This window comes from Acinetobacter sp. Marseille-Q1623, assembly GCF_902809895.1.
Lineage (GTDB): Bacteria > Pseudomonadota > Gammaproteobacteria > Pseudomonadales > Moraxellaceae > Acinetobacter > Acinetobacter piscicola_A.
Genome location: NZ_CADDWG010000001.1, coordinates 1056112 through 1078375 on the forward strand (window position 1 = coordinate 1056112; position 22264 = coordinate 1078375).

At 36.5% G+C, this 22264-nt stretch carries 24 protein-coding genes and 1 pseudogene; 15 read left to right on the plus strand and 10 right to left on the minus strand.

Annotated features, from left to right (window positions below):
- Window positions 1–2: 2 nt before the first annotated feature.
- The 12 genes from HUV91_RS05010 to HUV91_RS05065 all read left to right on the plus strand — a co-directional run bounded on the left by HUV91_RS05010 (window position 3) and on the right by HUV91_RS05065 (window position 8157).
- Entirely contained in the window at window positions 3–515 is a 513-nt protein-coding gene (locus HUV91_RS05010) for a hypothetical protein (RefSeq protein ID WP_174492739.1), read from the plus strand.
- The gene (locus HUV91_RS05015) at window positions 491–1351 is read left to right on the plus strand and encodes a hypothetical protein (protein WP_174492740.1); all 861 of its coding nucleotides are present in this window, start codon (window positions 491–493) and stop codon (window positions 1349–1351) included. The genes HUV91_RS05010 and HUV91_RS05015 overlap by 25 nt, the downstream gene beginning before the upstream one ends.
- Window positions 1348–2175: a DNA adenine methylase gene (locus tag HUV91_RS05020; RefSeq protein ID WP_228721840.1), complete on the plus strand. Its 828-nt coding sequence runs from the start codon at window positions 1348–1350 to the stop codon at window positions 2173–2175. Before HUV91_RS05015 ends, HUV91_RS05020 begins: the two co-directional genes overlap by 4 nt.
- 81 nt (window positions 2176–2256) lie before the next feature.
- On the plus strand, window positions 2257–2616 hold the full coding sequence (locus HUV91_RS05025; protein WP_174492742.1) for a hypothetical protein: 360 nt from the start codon (window positions 2257–2259) through the stop codon (window positions 2614–2616).
- Between the two features lie 274 nt (window positions 2617–2890).
- Window positions 2891–4120 carry an acetamidase/formamidase family protein gene (locus HUV91_RS05030; RefSeq protein ID WP_174493590.1) on the plus strand — a complete coding sequence of 410 codons (1230 nt, stop codon included), beginning with the start codon at window positions 2891–2893 and terminating at the stop codon, window positions 4118–4120.
- A gap of 107 nt (window positions 4121–4227) precedes the next feature.
- Window positions 4228–4785: a hypothetical protein gene (locus HUV91_RS05035; RefSeq protein ID WP_228721841.1), complete on the plus strand. Its 558-nt coding sequence runs from the start codon at window positions 4228–4230 to the stop codon at window positions 4783–4785.
- Window positions 4785–5150: a hypothetical protein gene (locus HUV91_RS05040; RefSeq protein ID WP_174492743.1), complete on the plus strand. Its 366-nt coding sequence runs from the start codon at window positions 4785–4787 to the stop codon at window positions 5148–5150. Before HUV91_RS05035 ends, HUV91_RS05040 begins: the two co-directional genes overlap by 1 nt.
- Window positions 5150–5881: a DUF1071 domain-containing protein gene (locus tag HUV91_RS05045; protein ID WP_174492744.1), complete on the plus strand. Its 732-nt coding sequence runs from the start codon at window positions 5150–5152 to the stop codon at window positions 5879–5881. The genes HUV91_RS05040 and HUV91_RS05045 overlap by 1 nt, the downstream gene beginning before the upstream one ends.
- A 10-nt stretch (window positions 5882–5891) precedes the next feature.
- Window positions 5892–7310 (plus strand): hypothetical protein, encoded by a 1419-nt coding sequence (locus HUV91_RS05050; RefSeq protein ID WP_174492745.1) that lies wholly within the window; start codon window positions 5892–5894, stop codon window positions 7308–7310.
- The gene (locus HUV91_RS05055; protein ID WP_174492746.1) at window positions 7310–7513 is read left to right on the plus strand and encodes a hypothetical protein; all 204 of its coding nucleotides are present in this window, start codon (window positions 7310–7312) and stop codon (window positions 7511–7513) included. The genes HUV91_RS05050 and HUV91_RS05055 overlap by 1 nt, the downstream gene beginning before the upstream one ends.
- A 9-nt stretch (window positions 7514–7522) precedes the next feature.
- Window positions 7523–7870: a hypothetical protein gene (locus HUV91_RS05060; RefSeq protein ID WP_130073636.1), complete on the plus strand. Its 348-nt coding sequence runs from the start codon at window positions 7523–7525 to the stop codon at window positions 7868–7870.
- Window positions 7870–8157: a DNA-binding protein gene (locus HUV91_RS05065; RefSeq protein ID WP_174492747.1), complete on the plus strand. Its 288-nt coding sequence runs from the start codon at window positions 7870–7872 to the stop codon at window positions 8155–8157. The genes HUV91_RS05060 and HUV91_RS05065 overlap by 1 nt, the downstream gene beginning before the upstream one ends.
- Here HUV91_RS05065 and HUV91_RS05070 read toward each other — a convergent pair.
- Together HUV91_RS05070 and HUV91_RS05075 are read right to left on the minus strand one after the other, a co-directional pair.
- Window positions 8154–9173 (minus strand): tyrosine-type recombinase/integrase, encoded by a 1020-nt coding sequence (locus HUV91_RS05070; RefSeq protein ID WP_174492748.1) that lies wholly within the window; start codon window positions 9171–9173, stop codon window positions 8154–8156. The genes HUV91_RS05065 and HUV91_RS05070 overlap by 4 nt on opposite strands.
- A 144-nt stretch (window positions 9174–9317) precedes the next feature.
- Entirely contained in the window at window positions 9318–9902 is a 585-nt protein-coding gene (locus tag HUV91_RS05075; protein WP_130073639.1) for a YceI family protein, read from the minus strand.
- 413 nt (window positions 9903–10315) lie between these two features.
- Between HUV91_RS05075 and HUV91_RS05080 the strand changes: the two genes are divergently transcribed.
- Entirely contained in the window at window positions 10316–11587 is a 1272-nt protein-coding gene (locus HUV91_RS05080; RefSeq protein WP_174492749.1) for a mechanosensitive ion channel family protein, read from the plus strand.
- A gap of 102 nt (window positions 11588–11689) precedes the next feature.
- Window positions 11690–12351, plus strand: a pseudogene (locus tag HUV91_RS05085) (transposase).
- A 224-nt stretch (window positions 12352–12575) separates the two neighbouring features.
- Here HUV91_RS05085 and HUV91_RS05090 read toward each other — a convergent pair.
- The 8 genes from HUV91_RS05090 to argC all read right to left on the minus strand — a co-directional run bounded on the left by HUV91_RS05090 (window position 12576) and on the right by argC (window position 21085).
- Window positions 12576–13217, minus strand: a complete 642-nt coding sequence (locus HUV91_RS05090) for a hypothetical protein (RefSeq protein WP_174492750.1) — start codon at window positions 13215–13217, stop codon at window positions 12576–12578.
- Window positions 13218–13313: 96 nt separating this feature from the next.
- Window positions 13314–13529, minus strand: a complete 216-nt coding sequence (locus HUV91_RS05095; RefSeq protein ID WP_130073642.1) for a hypothetical protein — start codon at window positions 13527–13529, stop codon at window positions 13314–13316.
- A 183-nt stretch (window positions 13530–13712) separates the two neighbouring features.
- On the minus strand, window positions 13713–15701 hold the full coding sequence (gene tkt / locus HUV91_RS05100; RefSeq protein ID WP_174492751.1) for a transketolase: 1989 nt from the start codon (window positions 15699–15701) through the stop codon (window positions 13713–13715).
- Between the two features lie 350 nt (window positions 15702–16051).
- The gene (locus HUV91_RS05105) at window positions 16052–16405 is read right to left on the minus strand and encodes a YnfA family protein (RefSeq protein ID WP_174492752.1); all 354 of its coding nucleotides are present in this window, start codon (window positions 16403–16405) and stop codon (window positions 16052–16054) included.
- Window positions 16406–16479: 74 nt separating this feature from the next.
- A complete protein-coding gene (clpA, locus tag HUV91_RS05110; protein ID WP_130073645.1) occupies window positions 16480–18756 on the minus strand; it encodes an ATP-dependent Clp protease ATP-binding subunit ClpA in 2277 nt (758 codons plus the stop codon).
- A 9-nt stretch (window positions 18757–18765) separates the two neighbouring features.
- Window positions 18766–19182, minus strand: a complete 417-nt coding sequence (gene clpS / locus HUV91_RS05115) for an ATP-dependent Clp protease adapter ClpS (RefSeq protein WP_130073646.1) — start codon at window positions 19180–19182, stop codon at window positions 18766–18768.
- 18 nt (window positions 19183–19200) lie between these two features.
- Window positions 19201–19950 carry a DUF6776 family protein gene (locus tag HUV91_RS05120; protein WP_130073647.1) on the minus strand — a complete coding sequence of 250 codons (750 nt, stop codon included), beginning with the start codon at window positions 19948–19950 and terminating at the stop codon, window positions 19201–19203.
- Window positions 19951–20029: 79 nt separating this feature from the next.
- The gene (gene argC / locus HUV91_RS05125) at window positions 20030–21085 is read right to left on the minus strand and encodes an N-acetyl-gamma-glutamyl-phosphate reductase (protein WP_174493592.1); all 1056 of its coding nucleotides are present in this window, start codon (window positions 21083–21085) and stop codon (window positions 20030–20032) included.
- A 412-nt stretch (window positions 21086–21497) separates the two neighbouring features.
- On the opposite strand from argC, the gene HUV91_RS05130 reads away from it, so the two are divergent.
- Complete coding sequence (locus HUV91_RS05130; protein ID WP_130073648.1) at window positions 21498–22235, plus strand: class I SAM-dependent methyltransferase; 738 nt, start codon at window positions 21498–21500, stop codon at window positions 22233–22235.
- The last annotated feature ends 29 nt before the right edge of the window (window positions 22236–22264 follow it).

Sequence of the window (22264 nt, forward strand, 5' to 3'; positions counted from 1 at the left end):
TAGTGTCTTCTACACCTCCTATTAGCAGGCTAACTTCTCATTTGTTAAGTATGAATTATTCGAATCAAATTTTAGGAAACTATTTTCCTAATATCAGAAATTTTAATGATAAGTATTGGAATTTTAGCAATTCAAATAATTACTTTAAAAGTGATGACCTAGACCAAACAATAAAGCAAAAGCTTGAAAGCTCCCATAAAAACTGTATTACAACTAATGATTTTGGAGAGTTGGTTAATTTAACGGCTTTTAATCATTTCTTGGATGGTTTTAATTATTTTAAATGTTTCTTGAAATCCCTTTTAAATAACGATTTCAAAGTTTCTACACATTTATTATATTATTCAGAGCTAAGATGGTTAAACTCTCTTTTAGCCTCTCAAGGATTTATTTGCTTTGATAAAAATTATTTAATATCCACTCCTGATGGATTTAAGAGTATTACAAAGATAATTAAGGTTATGGTACCTCTCACAATAGAGCTTGGTCATTGTTTCAAGCCTGGGCAGATTTAAGTCAATCTGATGATTTACTAAATAAAACCTTTCTATTTAATGGAATTCCATATAAAACATGGTTGAATGCAGGTGAGGCCCCATACTCATCAAAATTACTGATGGGCTGGCTAACCAATTTACACAATCAAGAATTACCATATACTCATGACAAAAATTTAAGAAATGAATTTAGTTATAGAGCTCATCAGGATTTTTCTATTTTTGAAACTCCAGATTTAAAACATGGTATAGATTTCTTATTTAAAGATCTCAATTATATTTTTTCTTTAGATGAAAATAGCGATTTTTTTGAGTACCTTGATAAGGAGATATTTTTTATGTCAGTTCAAGCTCAATTCTCAAATCAGACAAGAGAAACTCGCTCTAGAAATATTACTCTATTTTTCAATAAAGCTTGTAAAAACTTATCAATGGATGAGTCATATGCATCAATATTAGCTAAACAAACTCATGAAACTTCTGACTTATCAATAAAGCTAAAAAAATTAGCTAACTCTTCAGACATTAATTCAATTAAATTTATGTTTTATAGAGCTATTTTACTAATGAGGTTGGCTTGTTCTTCATTAAAAAGTAATCTGCAATCATCTGGAAAGAAAAATGAAGATATACAAGTATGGTTTCATACAAAGCTCAATAATAGTCCTTGGATAAGGGCAACTGCAGAAGATAGCTTGATCGACTATTCTTGTGAACTAGATGAATTTATAACCTCTAATTCATCTATCTTCTCTAATTTACCAAAAACTTTGTGGGAGTTACCTGCTGAAACTTATTCAAATCTGTTAAAATTTACCGATTTGGATGTTGCTGCTGCGTGGAGCTTCAATTGAAACCCTCTGTTAAAGATGAAAATATTTCATGCTTGCCATTTTTAAAATGGGCTGGTGGTAAAAGATGGTTTGTAAAAAACCATCTACAAACTATTCCTCATAACTTTAATGTTTATATAGAGCCTTTTTTAGGGGGGGCATCAATGTTTTTTGCATTATGCCCTAGCAACGCAATTTTATCAGACTATAATATTAATTTGATTAATTGCTATGTTGCTGTTAGGGATAACCCCCAAGGTATATTAGAATTATTGGAGGAACACCATAACCTACATAATAAGGAATATTACTATAAAACTCGTGCTACAAAGTATATAAATGACATAGAAAAAGCAGCTCAATTCATTTATTTAAATCGCACTTGCTGGAATGCTTTGTACCGAGTAAATCTTAAAGGTGAATTCAATGTTCCTATTGGTACAAAAACCAAAGTACTATTGGATCATGATGATTTTAATAAACTTTCTGAAAAATTAAAAAACACTCTGCTACAAAGTTGTGACTTTGAGGAATCTATAAATAAGGCATCTAAAAATGATTTTATTTTTGTAGACCCACCTTATACCGTAAAGCATAATAATAATGGTTTTGTAAAATATAATGAAACAATGTTTTCGTGGGAAGATCAAATTCGTCTTTCCAAAGCTCTAAAAAGCGCACACGATAGAGGTGCTAAATTTTTAATGACTAATGCATATCATCAATCTGTTATTGACCTATACAAAGATAATTTTCATTTATCTAAAGTTTCAAGGCATAGTGTTATAGCTAGTGAAAGTGCTCGTAGAGGACTTTATGACGAGCTATTAGTGAAAAACTATTAACAATAAACTCTCTTTTATGCAATGCTAGTGATGTTTTTTCAGTAAATCATATCTTTGACATTTAATATAAAGGGTAAAAGCTTGAAATACTTAATAGGTTCTTCACTAATTGCTATCGCATTGACACTAACAGGTTGTAACTCGTCTCCTATACAATCAACCAAACCCGTGGAAAGCACACCAAGTATTCCTGCAGAAACCCAAGTAATTAACTTTGTAGGACCAATGGATCTTACCATCCAACTAAAATCATCAGACAACTTTGAAACGGCAGAAATGACTGATAACTCTGGACGAGTAATTCACTTAAAAGCTGCAGTATCAGGAAGTGGTGTCCGTTTGGCAAATGATGATGGGGTATCTATTCATTTTAAGAATGGTGAAGGAGTGGTTGAGTTCGTAAAAGGCAGACCAGTTAACATTACTGAATACAAAAAATAATCTTTAAAATAAAACCCACATGATGTGGGTTTTATTTCATATGAGCCAAATAAAATCAGAGGGCAACTAAAAGGTGCATTTTATGCATCAAAAAATAGTTCTTCTACAAATCTTGTGCAATATCAAATATAAAATAATAATATTCGATAAAATACCGATAACCATGTCTCACTCTCACCCCAGAATTTGAGTGTATTTCTTAAATATTAAATTGGCATCGAATTTGCAACTAGAAAACTACAAATCTTAAAATTTACTTAAGAACGGAGTTTTTATTTTGAAAAAGTCACTTTTATCACTATTCGTTGTGGGTTGCTCAATCTTTAGTTCTGCTTATGCTGATGATTTTGTTGTACTAAAACAAATCTCTGATAAACCTACAATTCTTAAAAGTGGACCTTATGCTGGTAACTATTATGTTCCATCTACACTTTCAACAATTCAATGGGGCTACTTGCCAAACAAAGACTCTAAATCTGTATTAACTATCCCATCTGGCAGTACAGTAACATTTGATACAGTTTCTCATGAAGGTTTACTTGAGGATCAAGGGCGTGATGCAGAAAAGTATTTTAAATCTAAAGGTGTAAAATCAGATTCTATTTTGGATGAAGCTAAATTAATTACCAAATCAAAACTAAAACATGACTTCTTTAAAGATGGTCCACACATTATTACAGGTCCTGTAGCGATTGAAGGTGCCATGCCTGGTGATGTACTAAAAGTAGAGATTCTTAAAGTTGAGCCTCGCGTTCCTTATGGGGTAGTTTCAAACCGACACGGTAAAGGTACACTGGTTGGTGAATTTCCTAAAACACCAGCAAGTCCAAACCCTTCAGTTGATAACCCTGCATCATTCGGTAATGTTTCTATCTTTACCCCTATCGAAAAAAATGAAAAAGGTGAATATGAAGGTGTTATGAAAACAGCCTCAGGGAAGTCTATTCGCTTTCCGTTATATCCATTTATGGGAACCATGGGAGTTGCGCCAAATACAAGTGAACCTGTGAATTCAGTACCACCATCATTCTTTGGAGGTAATATTGATATTAATGAACTCGGTGCTGGCGCAACAGCCTACTACCCTGTCCAAGTACCTGGTGCTATGTTTTACACTGGGGATGGTCACTTTGTTCAAGGGGATGGTGAGGTTTCTTTAACGGCTCTTGAAGGCTCAACTCGCGCTACATTTAAAATTACTCTACTCAAATCAGGTCGAGACAAAATACTTGGTAAAGAGATTAAGCAACCCTTAGCAGAAAATGCAGAATTCTGGATCACCCCGGGTTTAGATGCTGACCTTGACGAAGCAATGAAGAAGTCTACTCGTGAAGCTATTGCATTCCTTAAAAATGAGTTTGGTATAGAAGAGGAAATTGCTTACGCTTATTTAAGTGCAGCAACTGATTTTCAAGTTTCTCAAGTTGTAGACAAAACTAAAGGAATTCATGCCATGATTCGTAAAGCAGACTTTGAAGAATTTAAAGAAGAAAATAAAAAATAATTAAATATTGAAACAAGAAACCCTGCAATTGCGGGGTTTTCTTTTGTCTATTAAATCACAAATGCATAAATAATGCATTTATGCATAAATTCATATTGCATTTAATAATGCATATATGCATAATTGAATCACAGGCAACAAAAAAACGCATTGACCTCTTAACTCCAATGCGCTTTTTACAACTTAATGCGAGATCAATTATGAATGCAAAACTAAATTCCATCAACCCCACTGTTACACACAGTGTACAGCCAAAGCGCTTTTTCCAAGTATTCGCGCTCAGCGCTCTAATCACTACGGGTGTAGCTGCTTTCATTCATGAGCCTAAGGCCACTGAATACAAACCGCCTTTAGCATCTGAATACATCCCTTCCACTTATGCTGTGCAAACCGTTGAAATCACATCAATGAGCACAGGCTATGCGGTTATCCAACTTGATGACTTTACTGTGAAGTTCCCTTTTAGCTATGAAGCACATAAAGACAGCAACGGCGTACCAGGTTATGACTTCACAGCTGTAGAAATTAAAGAACTTGGCGAAATTAAAGTCTTTGATGAAAAAGGCAACCCATATCGCGACTTCACCGACCAGATCGACCACCGCAACTTTAATAACGTGCTCGTGGGTTTTATTGAAAAAAATCATTTGGTGGAGGCGATCTGATGGAAAACTCATTGTTTAAAAAACCTGTTTTCTTTTGTCAATTTGACAGTGAAACCGATTTGGGTGCTCGCTACCGTGTAGGTATTGAAGAACCTACTTTCTATGTCTTAAAACCCAAAGCTCAAAAAAATTTTGCTTTAAATGGCTTCTTACAAACTTATGATTTATATCGTGAATACTCAAATTCACTTTATCAGATCCAAGACAATCAGGTTTCAGAAAAGCTAAATAAAATGCTCACAAAGGCGGCTACTGCAAAAGCCAATTCTGATTATTACGAAGTACTGAATAATCTTGGCCACTTTTCATCTCCTGAATATAAGCAATGGAAACGTGCACGTCGTGGCTTAGGAGGTAATTACTAATGACTAATCCTAACAACCAAAACTCGTCTGAAAACGTGAATAATTTCTCAAAGCTCGCAGCTATTAATGTTTCTGGACATATTGAAAAGAAAAATGGCTTGTCTTATTTATCGTGGGCTTGGGCTGTTGACCAATTAATGCGCCTAGATCCTCAGGCAAATTGGGTTTTTCGTGAGCCAGTTATTTACCCTGATGGTTCAATGATGGTTCATTGTGATATCACTGTTTACGGGAAAACAATGTATATGTTTTTACCTGTAATGAACTATAGCAATAAGGCAATTGCTAACCCTAATGCTGTTGATATTAACAAGGCAATGATGCGTTGTCTTGTTAAAGGTATTGCTGTACACGGTTTAGGGCTTTATATCTACGCTGGTGAGGATCTACCAGAAGAACAAAAACAAGCAACTATGTACGAGCAAAATCAAGGCTCACAACAATCTAATCAGCAACAAAACCAGAACATGCAACAGCCTATTCAACAACAAACTACCCCACTAAAACCCAAGGATACTCGAACACAGCAACAGATCTATAACTCTGCCTTAGCTGCAATTCAAAAGACTGAGGATAAGAGTGTTTTGCTCACTGCTGCTAAGACATTTAAAGGCACAAAATATGAAACACATATTAATAATGCCTGTCGTGCTCGAGCAGATCAAATGGGTTGGCCAACAAAACAAACCCAACAAAATCAAAACTCACCACAACAAGCAATGCACCACTGAGGGATAACAAATGGATATTTTAAACGCTAAACAAGCTTTTGAAGCAATGTCATCTGGTCAAGCAGTGTTGTGTCGTGCAGTCGGGCAACTGCTCGACTTTGGCGAGTTGAGTCAGTTCCCTGCTACTGTGTTCTTTGGTGCTGATTACGAGTTTTGCCTTGCACCTCGTTTTATGACGATTGGCCAATTAGATCTAGAAGTGCCTGAGTGTATCCAAGGTGCAGATGATTTAATCAATTCTGCCATGTATTACGCACCTAATCTTTTAGATGTAAATCGTCCTATTGAAATTTTAAGTACTGCCGACAATGTTACTTATTTAAAACGTTTGATTGCATCAAAGCTTTTACATAAAACCGCAGATGATGCTATTGCACATGCACGTGCATTCATTACTTTAAACGGCGGTTCATTAGATCCTATCGAAGTTGAAGCTCCAGCTGCGATTGAAAGCACTATCGCAGAAGTTAATAAATCAATTCCTGTTGAGACTGCAGAAGAAAAGCCTATTAAAAAGCGTACACGTAAAAAAGAGCCTGTGGTTGAAGCGAAACCAGCACCAAAAAGCAACCCTGCTTTCACCGTTGAAGATGTTGATGCAATAGAGACGGATTCTAAAGCAATAGTTGAAAAATTCACTAATCAAATCTCGGCTTGTACCACAGCAGATGCTGTACTTTCATTACGACCAGTGTTTTTTGCTAATGGTCATTTGGAGCGTAAACAACATCAATACTTGTGCAAACTAACTGAAGACAAATTACTTGAGTTAGATCCCAAAACGTATACACCTCAGTCTAATATTGAGATTGCAAGCCAAGAGAATGTAACTATTTCAGAAGACAAACTAAATGAGGATTTTTCTCTAAATAGTGATGAGGAAAAGTCTCACATAAGCGCTGAAATCAAACAGGAACTAACGTACAAAATTTTTCAAATGAGCGCTGAGGAATTGGACGCTATTACGACTGAGATTCACAACAATCCTAAGTTGATATTTACACACAAAAATCATCTGGATGGGCATATTGAACTTCGTAGAAAAGCTTTGGCCAAAGAAGCTAATGCAAAGGCTGAACGTGAATACCAAACAAAACTTACAGATTTAATCAATAGAGCAAGTCAAGCACAAAGTCCTGCTGAAGCTAATGCTTTGGTTCGATATACAAATAAATGGTCAGCTGAACAACGCCAACCTTTATTACAGGCAATTCATAAACGCTTAAGCGAGTTGAGTGTTGATGCTCAACCTATTGAACAACCACCATCATTGATGGTGCAGATCCAAAATGCACCCGACCTTACCACGTTAGATGCACTAGAAATTGATGTTAGTGGTCGTCATCCAGACATTCAGCCGAAACTCATGGGCTACATTCGTGCACGTCGATTTGAGTTAGAGAATGGACCTAATGGAGATGCTCAATAATGAAAACAGTCGTCAAAGCTAAAAACCTTCTAGCCTTTCGACTTTGGCTAGAAAAATTGGGATATAAGGTAAAAATTTTAGCCGATGGTAAAGCATTTAACTTTCGCTTTAAAAAACAGTATGGATTGGTCACTAGTGAGTTAAATGGCAATAGTCTTGCTATGGCTTTAGGTGCTGAATTTGAAGAACATTTAAGAAGTTGAGGTTGTGTGATGGAAATCAATCAATTAAAACCCGAAGAAGTTATTCGTGACAAGTGTGGTTTTTGGGTTCATCCAATTTTGAATGAATATCTTTGTAATTTGCTTGGTGATCGTGAATGTATGACTGAATCAGAGCATTCAACGATGTTAATCCATTTCAATATTAATGTGCGTTGTAGTGCGATGGAATGGGATTGCACCGAGGAATTGGCAGATAAATATTGGGGTGAAGGTGATGTTGATGCTGTTAAGGAATGGCAACCTACCCCGCCGAAAGGTGATGGATGGTTTCTTATAGCCATAAACGATACAGATGATGGTCCAGTTGCTTGGTGGGCAAAGGAAAAGGTGGCGTGATGGGAGCATTGCAAGAATATTTAATTGTAGTCGAATCTAACAGCCCACCCCATGTCACAATTGGGCAAAATATTGGCGGTGCTGTTGTTAAGGAATTGAAAGAAGTTGAAGTTAAATTGGTCTCAGCAGCTCAACTTGCAAAAATTTACAACCTCAGTGTAAATACAATTCGAGATAAATTGGTCAGTATTAATCAAGGCACAGCAGGAAAATGTTTGTACAATCCCCAACTTGCACATAATGTACTAACTACAAAAAAACAAAGAGGCAGACCGAGAGCTAATTAGCTCTCGGTTTCATTAAACATCTCAACTAGATCCTGCGCGTCTGGGTTGTAATAAGTATTGATTAATATCCCAATAGTCTTATGCCCAGTAATTTTCGCCAAAACTTCCACAGGTAACTTCCTAACTTTCACCATTCGTGTAATCGCTTCATGCCGTGTATCATGAAAATTAATATGTGGTAGCCCTGCTTCACCTCTTACTCTAATCCAAGTTCTACCTAAAGACTTCTGCTTTACAGGAACAATATAATCTTGATCCAAAGGAATGAGATCTAAAAGCCTTTTAGCTTCTTTAGATAATGGTACATTTCGAGATTCACCATTTTTTGTCATGGGTAGAAATATAAAACCGTCTTTTATATGTTCACGCCTCATTGCTAAAATCTCGCCTTGGCGCATTGCAGTTTCAAGTGCAAATAACATAGCCCAGCATGTGTAATGCATCACTCTAGTTGGTTTTTTGGTTATGTCCCATTTAAAAAACTGAATTAATCTTTCTTGATCTTCAATACTAATCCGCTGATTACGCCCCTTGCCTTTATCTGGCTTAACAACGGTTTGCCAAACATTACGATCAATTAAAAATAATTCTTTTTGTGCATAGGTAATAATGGATGAGAACATTGCAAATTCTCGCAATGCCGTACTGCTTTTAACTTCCTCAAGGCGTTTGTTACGCCACCTAACAACATCATTGGGTGTAACGTCATGAATAGACTTTGTGGCCAGATCACCCAAAATTCTGTCGATATTATCTAATTTATTTCGAATCACATATGCAGACTTTAATTTACTGCCTTTCTCGAGATAATATTTTTCACAAAGTTGCTTAAATGGAAAGCTAGGTTTAATACCTTGATCAACTTGCGCTTTACCAGTCTTAAGTTCTAATAATTTCAAAGCAGCCCATTGTTCACATTCTTTTTCAGTGTCTCTTGTGGCACTGATTCTCTGCCCATTAAACATTAATTCAATACGGAATGAGTTGCCTCTTTTGCGTGGCTTTGGGATCTTCATTTCTGGCGTAATCTTGGCGTAATAAACTTATAATTATTCTTATTTTATAGTAAAAATAGGTAAAATACTCATCTTTTAGCGCAACATAAACGACAAAATAGCTTGTGCTAAAAAATAATTTTTCAACACAAGCTATTGATAATATTACTTATCTGTAGCAACTGAAGCTTCAGTAGTGATGTTTACAGTGATTTTATCGCCAACATTTGGCACATAACCACCAACACCAAATGCAGAACGGTTAAATGACGTTGTTGCATTAAAACCAATTGCCTGTGCTTTAGTCATCGGATGCACGCCTTGTTTATTTAGTACTGCATCTAATACCACAGGTTTAGTCACATCTTTCACAGTTAAGTTACCTGTAATTTTGTATTTGTTTTTACCTAGAGCTTGTACTTTTGTACTTTTAAACGTGATGTTTGGATATTTTTCAGCATCAAAAAAGTCAGCAGTTTTTAAATGCTCATCCAAAGCTTTTACATTGGTATTTAAGCTTGCTAATGGAATGGTTACATTCACTGAAGAATTTGCAGGTTTTGCATTATCTACAGAGATTGTTCCCTGAATGTCACTGAAATTTGCTGATGGTGTAGAAAAACCAAAGTGATTCCAATTAAATACTGTCGCGGTATGTGTTGGATCAATTTTATAATCCACAGGTTTTGCAACCGAAGCTACAGCAACTGATGCAACAACTAAACCTAATGTAAATGCTTTAATGTTCATGTTTTTAATCTCACTTCTGAATGTTTTCAGTTTAAACTTTTTTAATCTTAAATCAGCGTTACTTGTAAAACGATATGTTGCATGAATAGAACAATCAATCCAAATAATGGTGATTTCTCAACCAATCAAAATATCATTGTTAAAAATTATCTTAAAAACTAACTGAAGTGAAAATCAAGATAAATATATGTAAAAAGTTACCTGCTATATCCATGCCTAAGCTTAAATCTTCCCATTAAAGCTAGAACAAAAAGTACGATACTGATTGCTTATGTTCGCTTAAAACAACCAAACAGCATTTTGCAGATAGATCATTTCTGTGCAAACAATGTAGCAAAATCGTTATTAATCAGGATATTGTCATTACAAATCAATAGAATTGCCTTAATCAAATATATGAGAGGTTTTTACTTTTGGAAAAGTTTGCTTTTATCCAAAATATTCAAGATTGGTCAGATCAATATCCTTGGTTAGAGATGCTAACTTCACTCAGTATTTTGATTTTTTTCGCTTTATTGGCAAATTTTATTGCTAAACAAATTGTGGTACGTGGCATCCGCAAATTGATTGAAAAATTAAAATTCGCAAATCGTGATATTTTGTCACAGCATAGTGTTATTCGCCGAGTTGCGAATATTGTTCCTGCAATTGTCATCATTAATGGTATTGTCACAGTTCCACATTTATCAGCAAAAGTGATTTCTATAGTACAAATGTTGGGACAAGCTTTTATTTTTGTCACGATTGCCTTAGCGATCAGTGAATGTCTCAGTATTTTTAATTTAGTCTATCAAAAAAATCCGAAGTCAAGAAACAAGCCAATCAAAGGCTATTTACAGTTAATTAAACTGATTATTTACATTGTCTGTGCTTTGCTGATTTTAGGTACATTCCTGAAAAAAGATGTGTTTAGTTTACTTGCTGGCTTTGGTGCAATGGCTGCTGTGTTAATGCTGGTGTTCCAAAATACCATTTTATCCTTAGTTGCTTCCGTTCAAATTTCATCTTATGACATGGTACGGATCGGTGATTGGATCGAAATGCCATCGTTAAATGCGGATGGTGATGTCATTGATATGTCATTACATACCATTACGGTACAAAATTTTGATAAGACCTTTACCACCATTCCTACCAACAAATTGGTCACAGATACCTTTAAAAACTGGCGCGGAATGAAGCAGTTAGGTGCTAGGCGTATTAAGCGTTCTATTTTTATAGATCAAAATAGTGTGCATTTTCTCAGTGCGCAGGAGCAGAAAAAATTAAAAGCTTTTTTATTATTAGATACATATTTGGATGAAAAACAAAGTGAGTTAAAAGAGTTTAATCAACAATTTTTAAATGATGCTACATTTAATCAACGTCGCTTAACCAATCTTGGGACGTTTCGTGCTTATGTCACTGCTTATTTAAAACAGCATTCGGGTATTTCTCAAACTCAAACGGTTATGGTTCGACAAATGCAACCAACCAGTGAAGGTTTACCATTGGAAATTTACGCTTTTGCCAATACTACAATTTGGGGAGATTACGAGATGATTCAATCTGATATTTTTGATCATCTAATCGCAATCTTACCCGAGTTTGGTTTGAAGATTTATCAGGCCCCTTCTGGCTCAGATCTACAAGCTATGTTTCAGCAAAATCATATGGTAAATCACGATCAGCATGTTTCATCTTAAAGATGAATATTTCATTGCACTCAGTTGCGGGTGCAATGGAGATTATTTTAAAAAATACAATTGATCTCTTGCGAAAGTAAAAATCATCTCAATATAAATTTCATGAGATATCAGAAATTAAACCTTTTTTCAGATTCTGAATTCAAACCTTTGGTTGACGTACCTCGTCAGGTTTTTGCTGAGATGGTAGAGTTCCTAAAAAATCAAGATCAGTTAAAAAGAAATCAGGTCGTCCTCATACTTTAAGTATAGAGGATCAATTGTTATTAGCCCTCAATTAATTACCTACCCACAACACTCAATTGGAATGAGCAGCAAATTAACATGTCGCTGAAAGTAATGTGAATCGAACCATTAAAAAAGTTGAAGATGCATTGATGAAATCAAGATGTTTACCCTACCAAAACGAAGTATTACCACAGCAGATGAACACTTTAACTGGGTTATAATTGACGCAATAGAATGTTCAATAGAACGCCCGAAAAAAATCAGAGTAAATTCTACAGTGGTAAAAAGAAGAAATTTATACTAAAAGCGCAAGTAATTTATCATCCGAAGAGCAAACAAATCATAAGCATAGATCTATCGAATAGCAGTCAGCATGACATTAAGCTAGCAAGAAAAACAATGAATAAATTCAAACATTGTAAATATGTTATGATTGATTTAGGATATTAAGTGAAAGCTATGGAAATAGAAGGAAAAGATTCGGTTCACGCATTAACTTAATCGCTGTACTAGTCAACTGCATAAACTCGCAATGAGTACTTTCGCAAGAGCTTTATTAGATGATAAATAGATTTATACTAGTAACAGTTATAAGGAAAATGGCTATAATAGTTTCAAGAAAATAGCTAAAGATGAGAGATCATGGTGTCATTTAATTCACTCTTTTATCTAAATAATTTTGAAACCCAAATTAGTCATAATTAAATAACATAAATCCAAGTGTTGTAATATCGGTAAACACAGAAGGCTCAAAAACAAACTACAGCTTAATTATAAGATTATAACTGTACTCAGCACATTCAAATTCATCTAAAACGTGTTGTATTTCTATCGGAATGAGGGATTTAGCATTCGGTAATGTAACAATATAGACGAGATCATACCACTCAACTTTTTGCATATTATCAGTACAATAAAAATCATTTCGATCATGAAAATACTTTGTGTATTGCCCCTCGATATCTCTAAGTTCATATCCACATTTATGCTTTAAAAGTAAGTCAATCAAATTAACGATAGATTGTTTCTTCTGAGGAAACAAATCTGGTTTTTCAAACTGAGTAAGCATCAATTTACTTGCTTGTTTTAAATATTGGGTATCAAAATTATCTGACCAATCTAAGCCCATATAAGCCCATGCAGATAAGTTCTCTACAGCTTCCATATTTTGAATTAATATATCCGTACTTTTAAAACATCGATATTTAAATATTTTTTGTTCGGGTACTGTTGTATAAAGAATTTCAGTGTCAAATCCCAATCCACAAGAGGCAATTTCACTCTCCCTAAATAGCTCATCTCTCAATTTTAAACACCATTCATTTTCATAAGAAGGAATATGATTGGCAGTGATTCTACAAATTGCTGCAAATAAATCAGGATGGATATCTAAATCTGACATCTTATTCTCTTTTTTTTCAAATGATTTTGAAAGCTTACATTTTCAATTAACAAAATTAAAGCCCCATTTAGGAGCTTTATATTTATCAATTTCAACTTACAACTTTTCTACCAAAATTCGATCGATTTGCTTTAAACCTGTTTGCTTTTCATGGTTTTTACGGCGGATTTTGATTTGCTTATCTTCAGCCATATCCTGAAGTAACAACTCTACAGCAACCATTGATTCAAGCGGTAAATCTTGACCAATCCATTTTTGCTCACCCGCATCCATCAGCACAATTTCATCGCTAATTTGCTCATAAAGACTCATACTTTCCTCACTTATGGTATCTAATTCACCATATTTCATGAAAACGAAATGACGTTGCTCACTATATACCTTTTAATAAAAACTGCTAGTAGAATTTGATCATTTTACGCACAATTTAAAAAAGATATTACCAAAATAAAAACGCCTCACGAGGAGGCGTTTCCATCTATAACAATTTATAAATTAAGCTGTTAATTCTTTTACAGCAGCAACAACAGCTTCAGTGGTAATACCAAAGTGTTGATACAAATCTTTCGCAGGTGCTGATTCACCATAAGTCGTCATACCGATCACACGACCATCAAGACCGACAAACTTCCACCAGTAATCCACATGAGCAGCTTCTACAGCAACACGTGCGCGGATATTTGCAGGAAGAACCGCTTCACGGTAAGCAGAATCTTGTTTAACAAATTCTTCAGCACATGGCATAGACACGACACGTACACCGTCAAGTTGTGCATATGCTTCCATTGCCAATGAAACTTCGGAACCCGTTGCAATGATGATTGCTTTTAATTCACCTTTTTCTTTCGCAAGGATATAACCACCTTTTGCAACATCAGCAATTTGGTCTGCTGTACGCGTTTGGAATGGTAAGTTTTGACGAGAGAAGATCAATGCTGTTGGACCTTCTTTGCGCGTTAAAGCAGATTTCCAAGAAATAGAAGCTTCAACTGTGTCACATGGACGCCAAGTATTTAAGTTTGGTGTACCACGTAAAGATGCGATTTGTTCTACAGGTTGGTGTGTAGGACCATCCTCACCCAAACCAATTGAGTCATGAGTATAAACATGAATCACACGTTGTTTCATCAATGCAGACATACGCACTGCATTACGTGCATATTCCATAAACATAAGGAATGTTGCCACGTAAGGGATGAAACCACCATGAAGTGCAACACCGTTTGCAATCGCAGTCATACCAAACTCACGTACACCATAGTGTACATAGTTACCCGCAGCATCAGACTCTACGCCTTTAGCACCTTTCCAAAGGGTAAGGTTTGAACCTGCTAAGTCAGCAGAACCACCTAAAATTTCAGGAAGTAATGGTGCAAACGCTTGGATAGCATTTTGGCTTGCTTTACGAGTTGCAATTGTTTCACCTTTTGCATTCACTTCAGCAATATAAGCATCTGCTTGAGCTAAGAATTCAGCTGGCAAATCACCATTCAAACGACGTTTAAGTTCTACTGCTTCAGTTGGGTATTTTGCAGCGTAAGCAGCAAAGGTTTCATTCCAAGCCGCTTCAGATGCTGTACCTTTTGCCTTTGCATCCCATGAGGTATAAACATCTTCAGGAATCACAAATGGTTCTTCTTTCCAACCCAATGCTTCACGTGTTAATGCAATTTCATCATTACCCAGTGGCGCACCGTGGCAATCTTCTTTACCTTGTTTGTTTGGCGAACCTAAACCAATAATCGTTTTACAAATAATCAATGTTGGCTTATTTGTTTCTGCACGTGCTTCAACAGTTGCAGCACGAATTGCATCGCTGTCATGACCATCTACACGAAGTACTTGCCAGCCGTAAGCAAGGAAACGTTGCTCTGTATCATCAGAGAACCAACCTTCCACTTCACCATCAATCGAAATACCGTTGTCATCATAATAAACAACAAGTTTACCTAGACCCAAAGTCCCTGCCAATGAACATGCTTCATGGGAAATACCTTCCATTAAACAACCATCACCCAAGAAACAGTAAGTGAAGTGATCAACAACTTTAATATCTTCTTTGTTGAATTGTGCTGCTAACGTTTTTTCAGCAAGCGCAAAACCCACTGCATTGGCAATACCTTGACCCAATGGCCCCGTGGTTGTTTCAATACCCGGCGCATAACCCAACTCAGGGTGACCCGGTGTTTTTGAATGCAATTGACGGAATGATTTTAAATCTTCAATTGAAAGATCATAACCAGTCAAATGTAATAATGCATATTGAAGCATTGAGCCATGACCATTTGACAATACAAAGCGGTCACGGTTCGCCCATTGTGGATTTGTTGGATTGTGATTTAAAAACTCACGCCATACCACATCAGCGATATCTGCCATCCCCATTGGTGCACCTGGATGTCCAGAGTTTGCTTTTTGCACAGCATCCATTGCGAGTACACGAATTGCATTGGCAATACGACGTTCATTCAGTGGGGTTGTCATAGATCAGAGTCCAATAAATTTGAAAAAATAACAATATGAATAGAGATTCAAAAACCCCTATATTGTCGTAAAAAAACAAGCAAGCGTAAAGCCTACAACAGCATATTTATCTATTCCTCACGTAACAGAACAAAAAATATGCAATACCACAGCATTATAAAGCAATTGGTTTAATTTCTTAGAAATTAAACCAATAAATATAAACTTTCATATCTTTTAAACTGATAAATAAGAAGCATGCTGTTCTCAACAATCAAAATGATTGTGCTACATTTAACCCTCACGCAGACCATTCAACACGTCAGCTTTTATCAACCATAAAATTAAGTACAAATCACTTTGAAATAAAATTAACGTAGCGTGCCATTAGGCTGAAGAATGATTAAAGCCGCGCCGCACACAACTACAATTCCACCCATCACATCCCAACGGCTCAGACTCACTTGGTCAACATATTTTAGCCACAGCAATGCCGTAAAAATATAAATCCCACCATAAGCTGCATAAATACGCCCAGATGCAGCAGGATGTAAAGTGAGTAACCATACAAACACAGCTAAACTCAGTACAGTCGGGAGCCACAACCAATGACTTTTACCTTGATTTAAAATCAAGTATGGGAAATAACATCCTAAGATTTCAGCAATTGCGGTCATGAAAAATAAAAAAAATGTCATGATGAGTTTGGAAAGCTGTACATCCATAAATTAGATCCCAAAATAAAAATGTTAAAATAAAAAACCCGTGCTTATGACACGGGTTTTTATTTCAAATAAAATTAGGCAGGTTCTGCAGTTTGATCTTCAAACACTTCAAGGGTCAGGCCAACTGCTTTGCCATTTTCTTTTTTCACAGAAACGGCAACATTACCACCGTGATCAGCAAGTTCACCAAATAAAATCATTTCAGCCAACGGTTTTTTCAAATGCTCTTGAATCAAACGTTGCATTGGACGTGCACCCATTTGACGATCATAACCATTTTCAGCCATCCAATCCCGTGCAGATTGATCCACCTCAAGCACTACTTTCTTCTCATCCAATTGTGCTTGAAGCTCCGTTAAGAATTTATCCACAACAGAATCAATCACCGTGGTTGGCAATGCTTTAAATTGAATCACACCATCTAAACGGTTACGAAATTCAGGTGAGAATGCTCGCTTCATTGCATCCTGATTATCATTACTGTTGTCTTGCTCAGTGAAACCAATACTTGTACGAGAAATACTTTCTGCACCGATATTGGTCGTCAATACAATAATCACATTACGGAAATCAGATTTACGTCCATTATTGTCTGTTAAAGCACCATGATCCATCACTTGCAGTAACAAGTTAAAGACATCAGGATGTGCTTTTTCGATCTCATCCAATAACAATACGCAATGCGGATTTTTATGAATCGCATCGGTGAGCAAACCACCTTGATCATAGCCCACATAACCCGGAGGTGCACCAATCAAACGTGAAACCGCATGACGCTCCATATATTCAGACATGTCAAAGCGGACAAATTCAACACCTAACAATTTCGCTAATTGTTTTGTAACCTCAGTTTTACCCACACCTGTTGGACCTGCGAATACAAAACTACCCACGGGTTTATCTGGTGATTTTAGACCTGCTCGCGATAATTTAATTGCAGATGCTAATGCAGTAATCGCTTCATCTTGACCAAATACCACCCGTTTAAGATCACGCTCAAGATGTTCAAGTACTGATTTATCATCTTTAGACACCGTTTTTGGTGGAATACGTGCAATCTTAGAGACAATATCCTCGATATTTTCAACAGTGATCTGGGTATCATCTTGCTCAGCTTTTAAACGGCGTTGTGCACCCGCTTCATCAATCACATCAATGGCTTTATCAGGCAAGAAACGATCGTTAATAAATTTTGCAGAAAGTTCTACAGCCGAAACTAAAGCTTGATCATCATATTTCACATGATGGAATTCTTCAAACTTGGTTTTTAAACCACGTAAAATATCAATGGTTTCTGAAATAGACGGCTCATTTACATCAATTTTTTGGAAACGGCGTGATAAAGCATGATCTTTTTCAAAGACTTGGCGATATTCTTGGAATGTCGTTGAACCAATGCAACGTAAAGTACCATTTGCTAAAGCAGGTTTGATCAAATTCGAAGCATCCATTGTGCTGCCCATACTTGAGCCTGCACCAATGATCATGTGAATTTCATCAATAAATAAAATCGCTTCTGGTTTTTTCTTCAACGCATTTAAAAGTTGTTTTAAACGTTTCTCAAAGTCACCACGATACTTTGTACCTGCAACCAATGCACCAATATCCAAACTAAACACTTCTGCATTGGCAAGTGGTTTTGGCGCTTTGCCATTCACAATGAGCCAAGCTAAACCTTCTGCAATAGAAGTTTTACCCACACCTGGATCACCCACTAACAATGGGTTGTTTTTACGGCGACGGCATAGAATTTGCGCAGTACGCTCAATTTCTTTTTCACGACCAATGAGAGGATCTGTTTTACCTTTTTGCGCTTCAGCATTTAGATTGAGCGTATAAAGTTCTAAAGGTCCTGCGTTTGCAGTCGATGCTGATTCTCCATCTAGATCATCAGACTCTTCTTCAACTTGAATTTCTTCTTTACGCCCACCATGTGACAAATATTGTGTCAAGGTTAAACGATTAATTTGATGGCGCTTCAATAAATATACTGCAAATGAATCACGTTCAGAATACATTGCAACGAGGACATCTGCACCCTCTACCGTACGATCGCCGCCACTCGATTGCACATGGAATATTGCACGTTGCAAAATACGGTCAAAGCTTTCTGTAGGATGCGGTGCCTGATCACTATTTTCACCCAATTTTGGCGTATGTTGCTCTACATATTCTTCTAATTCTTTACGTAGACTCACAATTTCTGCGCCGCACGCCTTTAATGCATTTACCGCAGAATCATTATCGAGTAAAGCCAGTAGCAAATGTTCAACCGTAAGAAACTCATGTCTCTTCTGACGAGCCATGCTAACAGCCAAACGTAAAGAAACTTCCAATTGACGACTGAGCATGTAACCCCCTTATTCTTTTGGCTCAATCTGACAAAGTAACGGATGACCTTGAGACCGAGCATAATTATTTACTTGGTTGGCTTTCGTTTCCGCAATGTCTCGTGGATATACGCCAGCTTCACCTTTTCCTTCATAATGTACTGTTAACATTACTTGAGTAGCTTGGTCAAGATTCAAAGCAAAGTATTGTTGTAAAATTTCGATTACAAAGTCCATGGGTGTGTAATCATCGTTCATTAAAACAACAGCGTACATCGGTGGACGTTTTAACTCAGGGGGTGCTGTTGCAACAGCTACATCCCCGTCAGCGTCTTCATTTTGCTGCGAATCACTTAAGCGTGGATTAAAATGCCAATCGATATATCCTGTTTCTTGAAAGGATAATTTCACTTCATTTAAATTAGTTTTACGTTTAAGAGTTCGCATATATTTTAATTTCATAAGTTATTGAGCATTTGCTTCAGCTTGTGGAACTTCAGAAGCAAAAGCCTCTGTACTTTCCACAGCTTTACCACGAGACCAAGCAAAGCGCTTAACCACTGGTGTTGCTCCATTGAGTCGAATTTCAATAAATTGTGGGGTAAAACCTTTCGGCATGGTCCAACGTCCAGTGAGGCGTTCAAAGTCTTCAAAATTGTAGCTACCATCTTCCATTGGAATGGTTAAAACTTCTGTGCCGCTAATCAAACGCAACTCAGCAGAACCTGTTGCACGGCGATTACTTGGACTCACTTGTACCAAGTCAATCTGATACTCATAAGCATTTTCAGGTAAAGCCTTAACTGCGAGGTTTTGCACAGTCAAACTTAAGCCGCCTCGTTGTTTTAACACATCTCGGTAAACCTTATTTTTACCATCCACTTGAGCCTTGTCTGATTTGGCTTGATTGAGCGCATCAAAAAGGTCTTTGGTATTGGTTACAGCAACATCACGTTCTTGCACAGCCGCATTCAGGCTTTTATTTAAGTTCGTCAATGTGGCTTTTTGTTTCTCCACCACCTCAACCAACTGCTCTGCATCCGCATCATAACCAACAACTGTTAAACCTTGACGATGTCCAACCGTATAACCTAAAAGCATACTTCCTGCACATAAGACGACACCACCCGCCAGAAGTGGCAGATTGCCATTCATAAAACTCTTTTTAGACTTTGGAGCGGGCTGTGACGCGGTATTTGTTTGTGTATTTGGCATCGTCATCTCTGATCAGTGATAGCATCAAAACACACATTTAACCGCAAAGTTAAATGTGTGTGAAGTTGAAAAGCGTTTTTTATGGTAATAATCCGATGTTTTGTAATCCTGCATCTTCATTAAAACCGAACATTAAATTCATATTCTGTACTGCCTGGCCTGCCGCACCTTTGACCAAATTATCTTGTACTGACAAGATCACCAATTTTTTCGGCTGTGGTTTATACAATGCAATGCGTAATTGGTTAGCACCACGCACTGAACGTGTTTCAGGGGAACTATTTGCAGGCATGACATCAACAAATTGCTCATTGGCATAAAATTCTTCATACAGACTTTGTACATCCATCGCATCGCCTGCATCAGTTAAATCCACATAAATCGTACTTAACATACCACGAATCATTGGCACCAAATGCGGCACAAATACGATATGATCAAATACGCCTTTTTGACCTGAAATATTTTCTAATGCTTCTACAATTTCAGGATGATGACGATGACCTGCAACGCCATAAGCTTTGAAGTTATCCGCATTTTCAGAATAAATCATACCCAAGCTTGCTTTACGACCTGCTCCAGAAACCCCTGATTTTGCATCAATAATAATGCTTTCAGGTTTCACTAAGGTGTCTTTATGTTTGAATAATGGTGCTAAACCTAATTGTACAGTGGTAGGATAACAACCTGGATTACCCACTACTTTTGCTTGTTTAATCTTGTCACGATTTAACTCAGATAAACCATAAACTGAATCTTTTAAGATATCTGGGCACGCATGTTCTAAAGCATACCATTTTTCAAACTGTTCCAAATTTTGCAAACGAAAATCAGCAGCTAAGTCAATCACTTTGGTGTTGGCAGCAACCAATTCTTCAGCATGTTTCATTGCCACACCATGTGGCGTTGCAAAAAACACCACATCACATTGTTTTAAAACATGAATATCTAAATCCGAATATTCTAAATCGGTATGCCCACGCAGACTTGGGAACATATCATCGACACGTTTACCCGCTTCAGTACGTGATGTAAGTACATTCACCTGCGCATTTGGATGTCGCAGTAAAAGACGCAATAGTTCAACGCCTGTATAACCTGTACCACCGACAATACCCACTGAAATCACGTTTATTACCTCAAATTTTAAAGTATCCATTTTCGTCCCCTAGTATGACAGGAACTTTGCTTTTTCCAAACTCTTTCACTTGGTTTTCTTTTTATTTCAACTCAATTTGATCAAAAATTTAATAACCTTCGAACAAAAATAAGTCTCACGATTTTCATCTGTACCTACGACTTGCAATAACGATTCTGCAGAACTTTAATAATAATGAGCATAAAATATTCCATTATCTATAAAACATGTTATAGCCATAGGCAAAACAAGCATCTCAAACAAAACTAATGATCTTCATGCCCTGTTTCTTGTGTTTTTGGCTCTATATTCATGAAAAACATACACAATATATTTTTATACACTGTTTATCTAAAAAATAAATATCCTTATACTTCTTTCATTCAAGTAAAGAAAAATTTAAATACACATGAACCTAAAACAATCTATTAAAAGTCTAAGAGCGCCATTTTTCAAACTCTTATATCCACATAAACAAAAATTTACCTGCCCAATTTGTTTATATAGTGGACCTTTTAAAGATAAAAAGAGCCGACTACATGCAAAATGCCCAAAATGTGGAGAAAATGAACGTGCTCGATTACAATTTTTGGTGGTACAACAGCTATTTGATCAATATCAAAATTTAGACGCTAAAGTACTGCACATTGCACCAGAACATGCGATCCAACAATATTTTCAACGTAAATTTAAATACTATACCTCTGCCGATAAATTTCGAAATAATGTCGATATTCAATTTGACGTGATGGATATACCTTTTCCTGATGCAAGTTTCGACATCCTATTTGCATCACATATCTTGCTCTATCCTCATGATGATCTAAAAGCCATTTCGGAAATGCGCCGTGTATTAAAACCAGAGGGTATTGCGATCATTCCTATGCCCATTTTTGCGCAAAAAACAGTGGATGACTATAGCGGTCAAGCCCGTTGGACACATCAGTCAGGGATGGATTATTTTGATCGTTATCGCCAATTTTTCCCACAAGTTAAACTTTACTACTCACATATGTTCCCCGAACAACACCAACTTTACTTATGGGACAATCAGCCCGATAACCCTTTAGCCGTAGATGCTGTACGTAGAGAAGAGGTGGTACCTATTTGTTATGTCAGCCCTCAAGCATCCTTGTTGGAAAATTAAATCGTGGAAACTTATTTTTATTGTAAAGC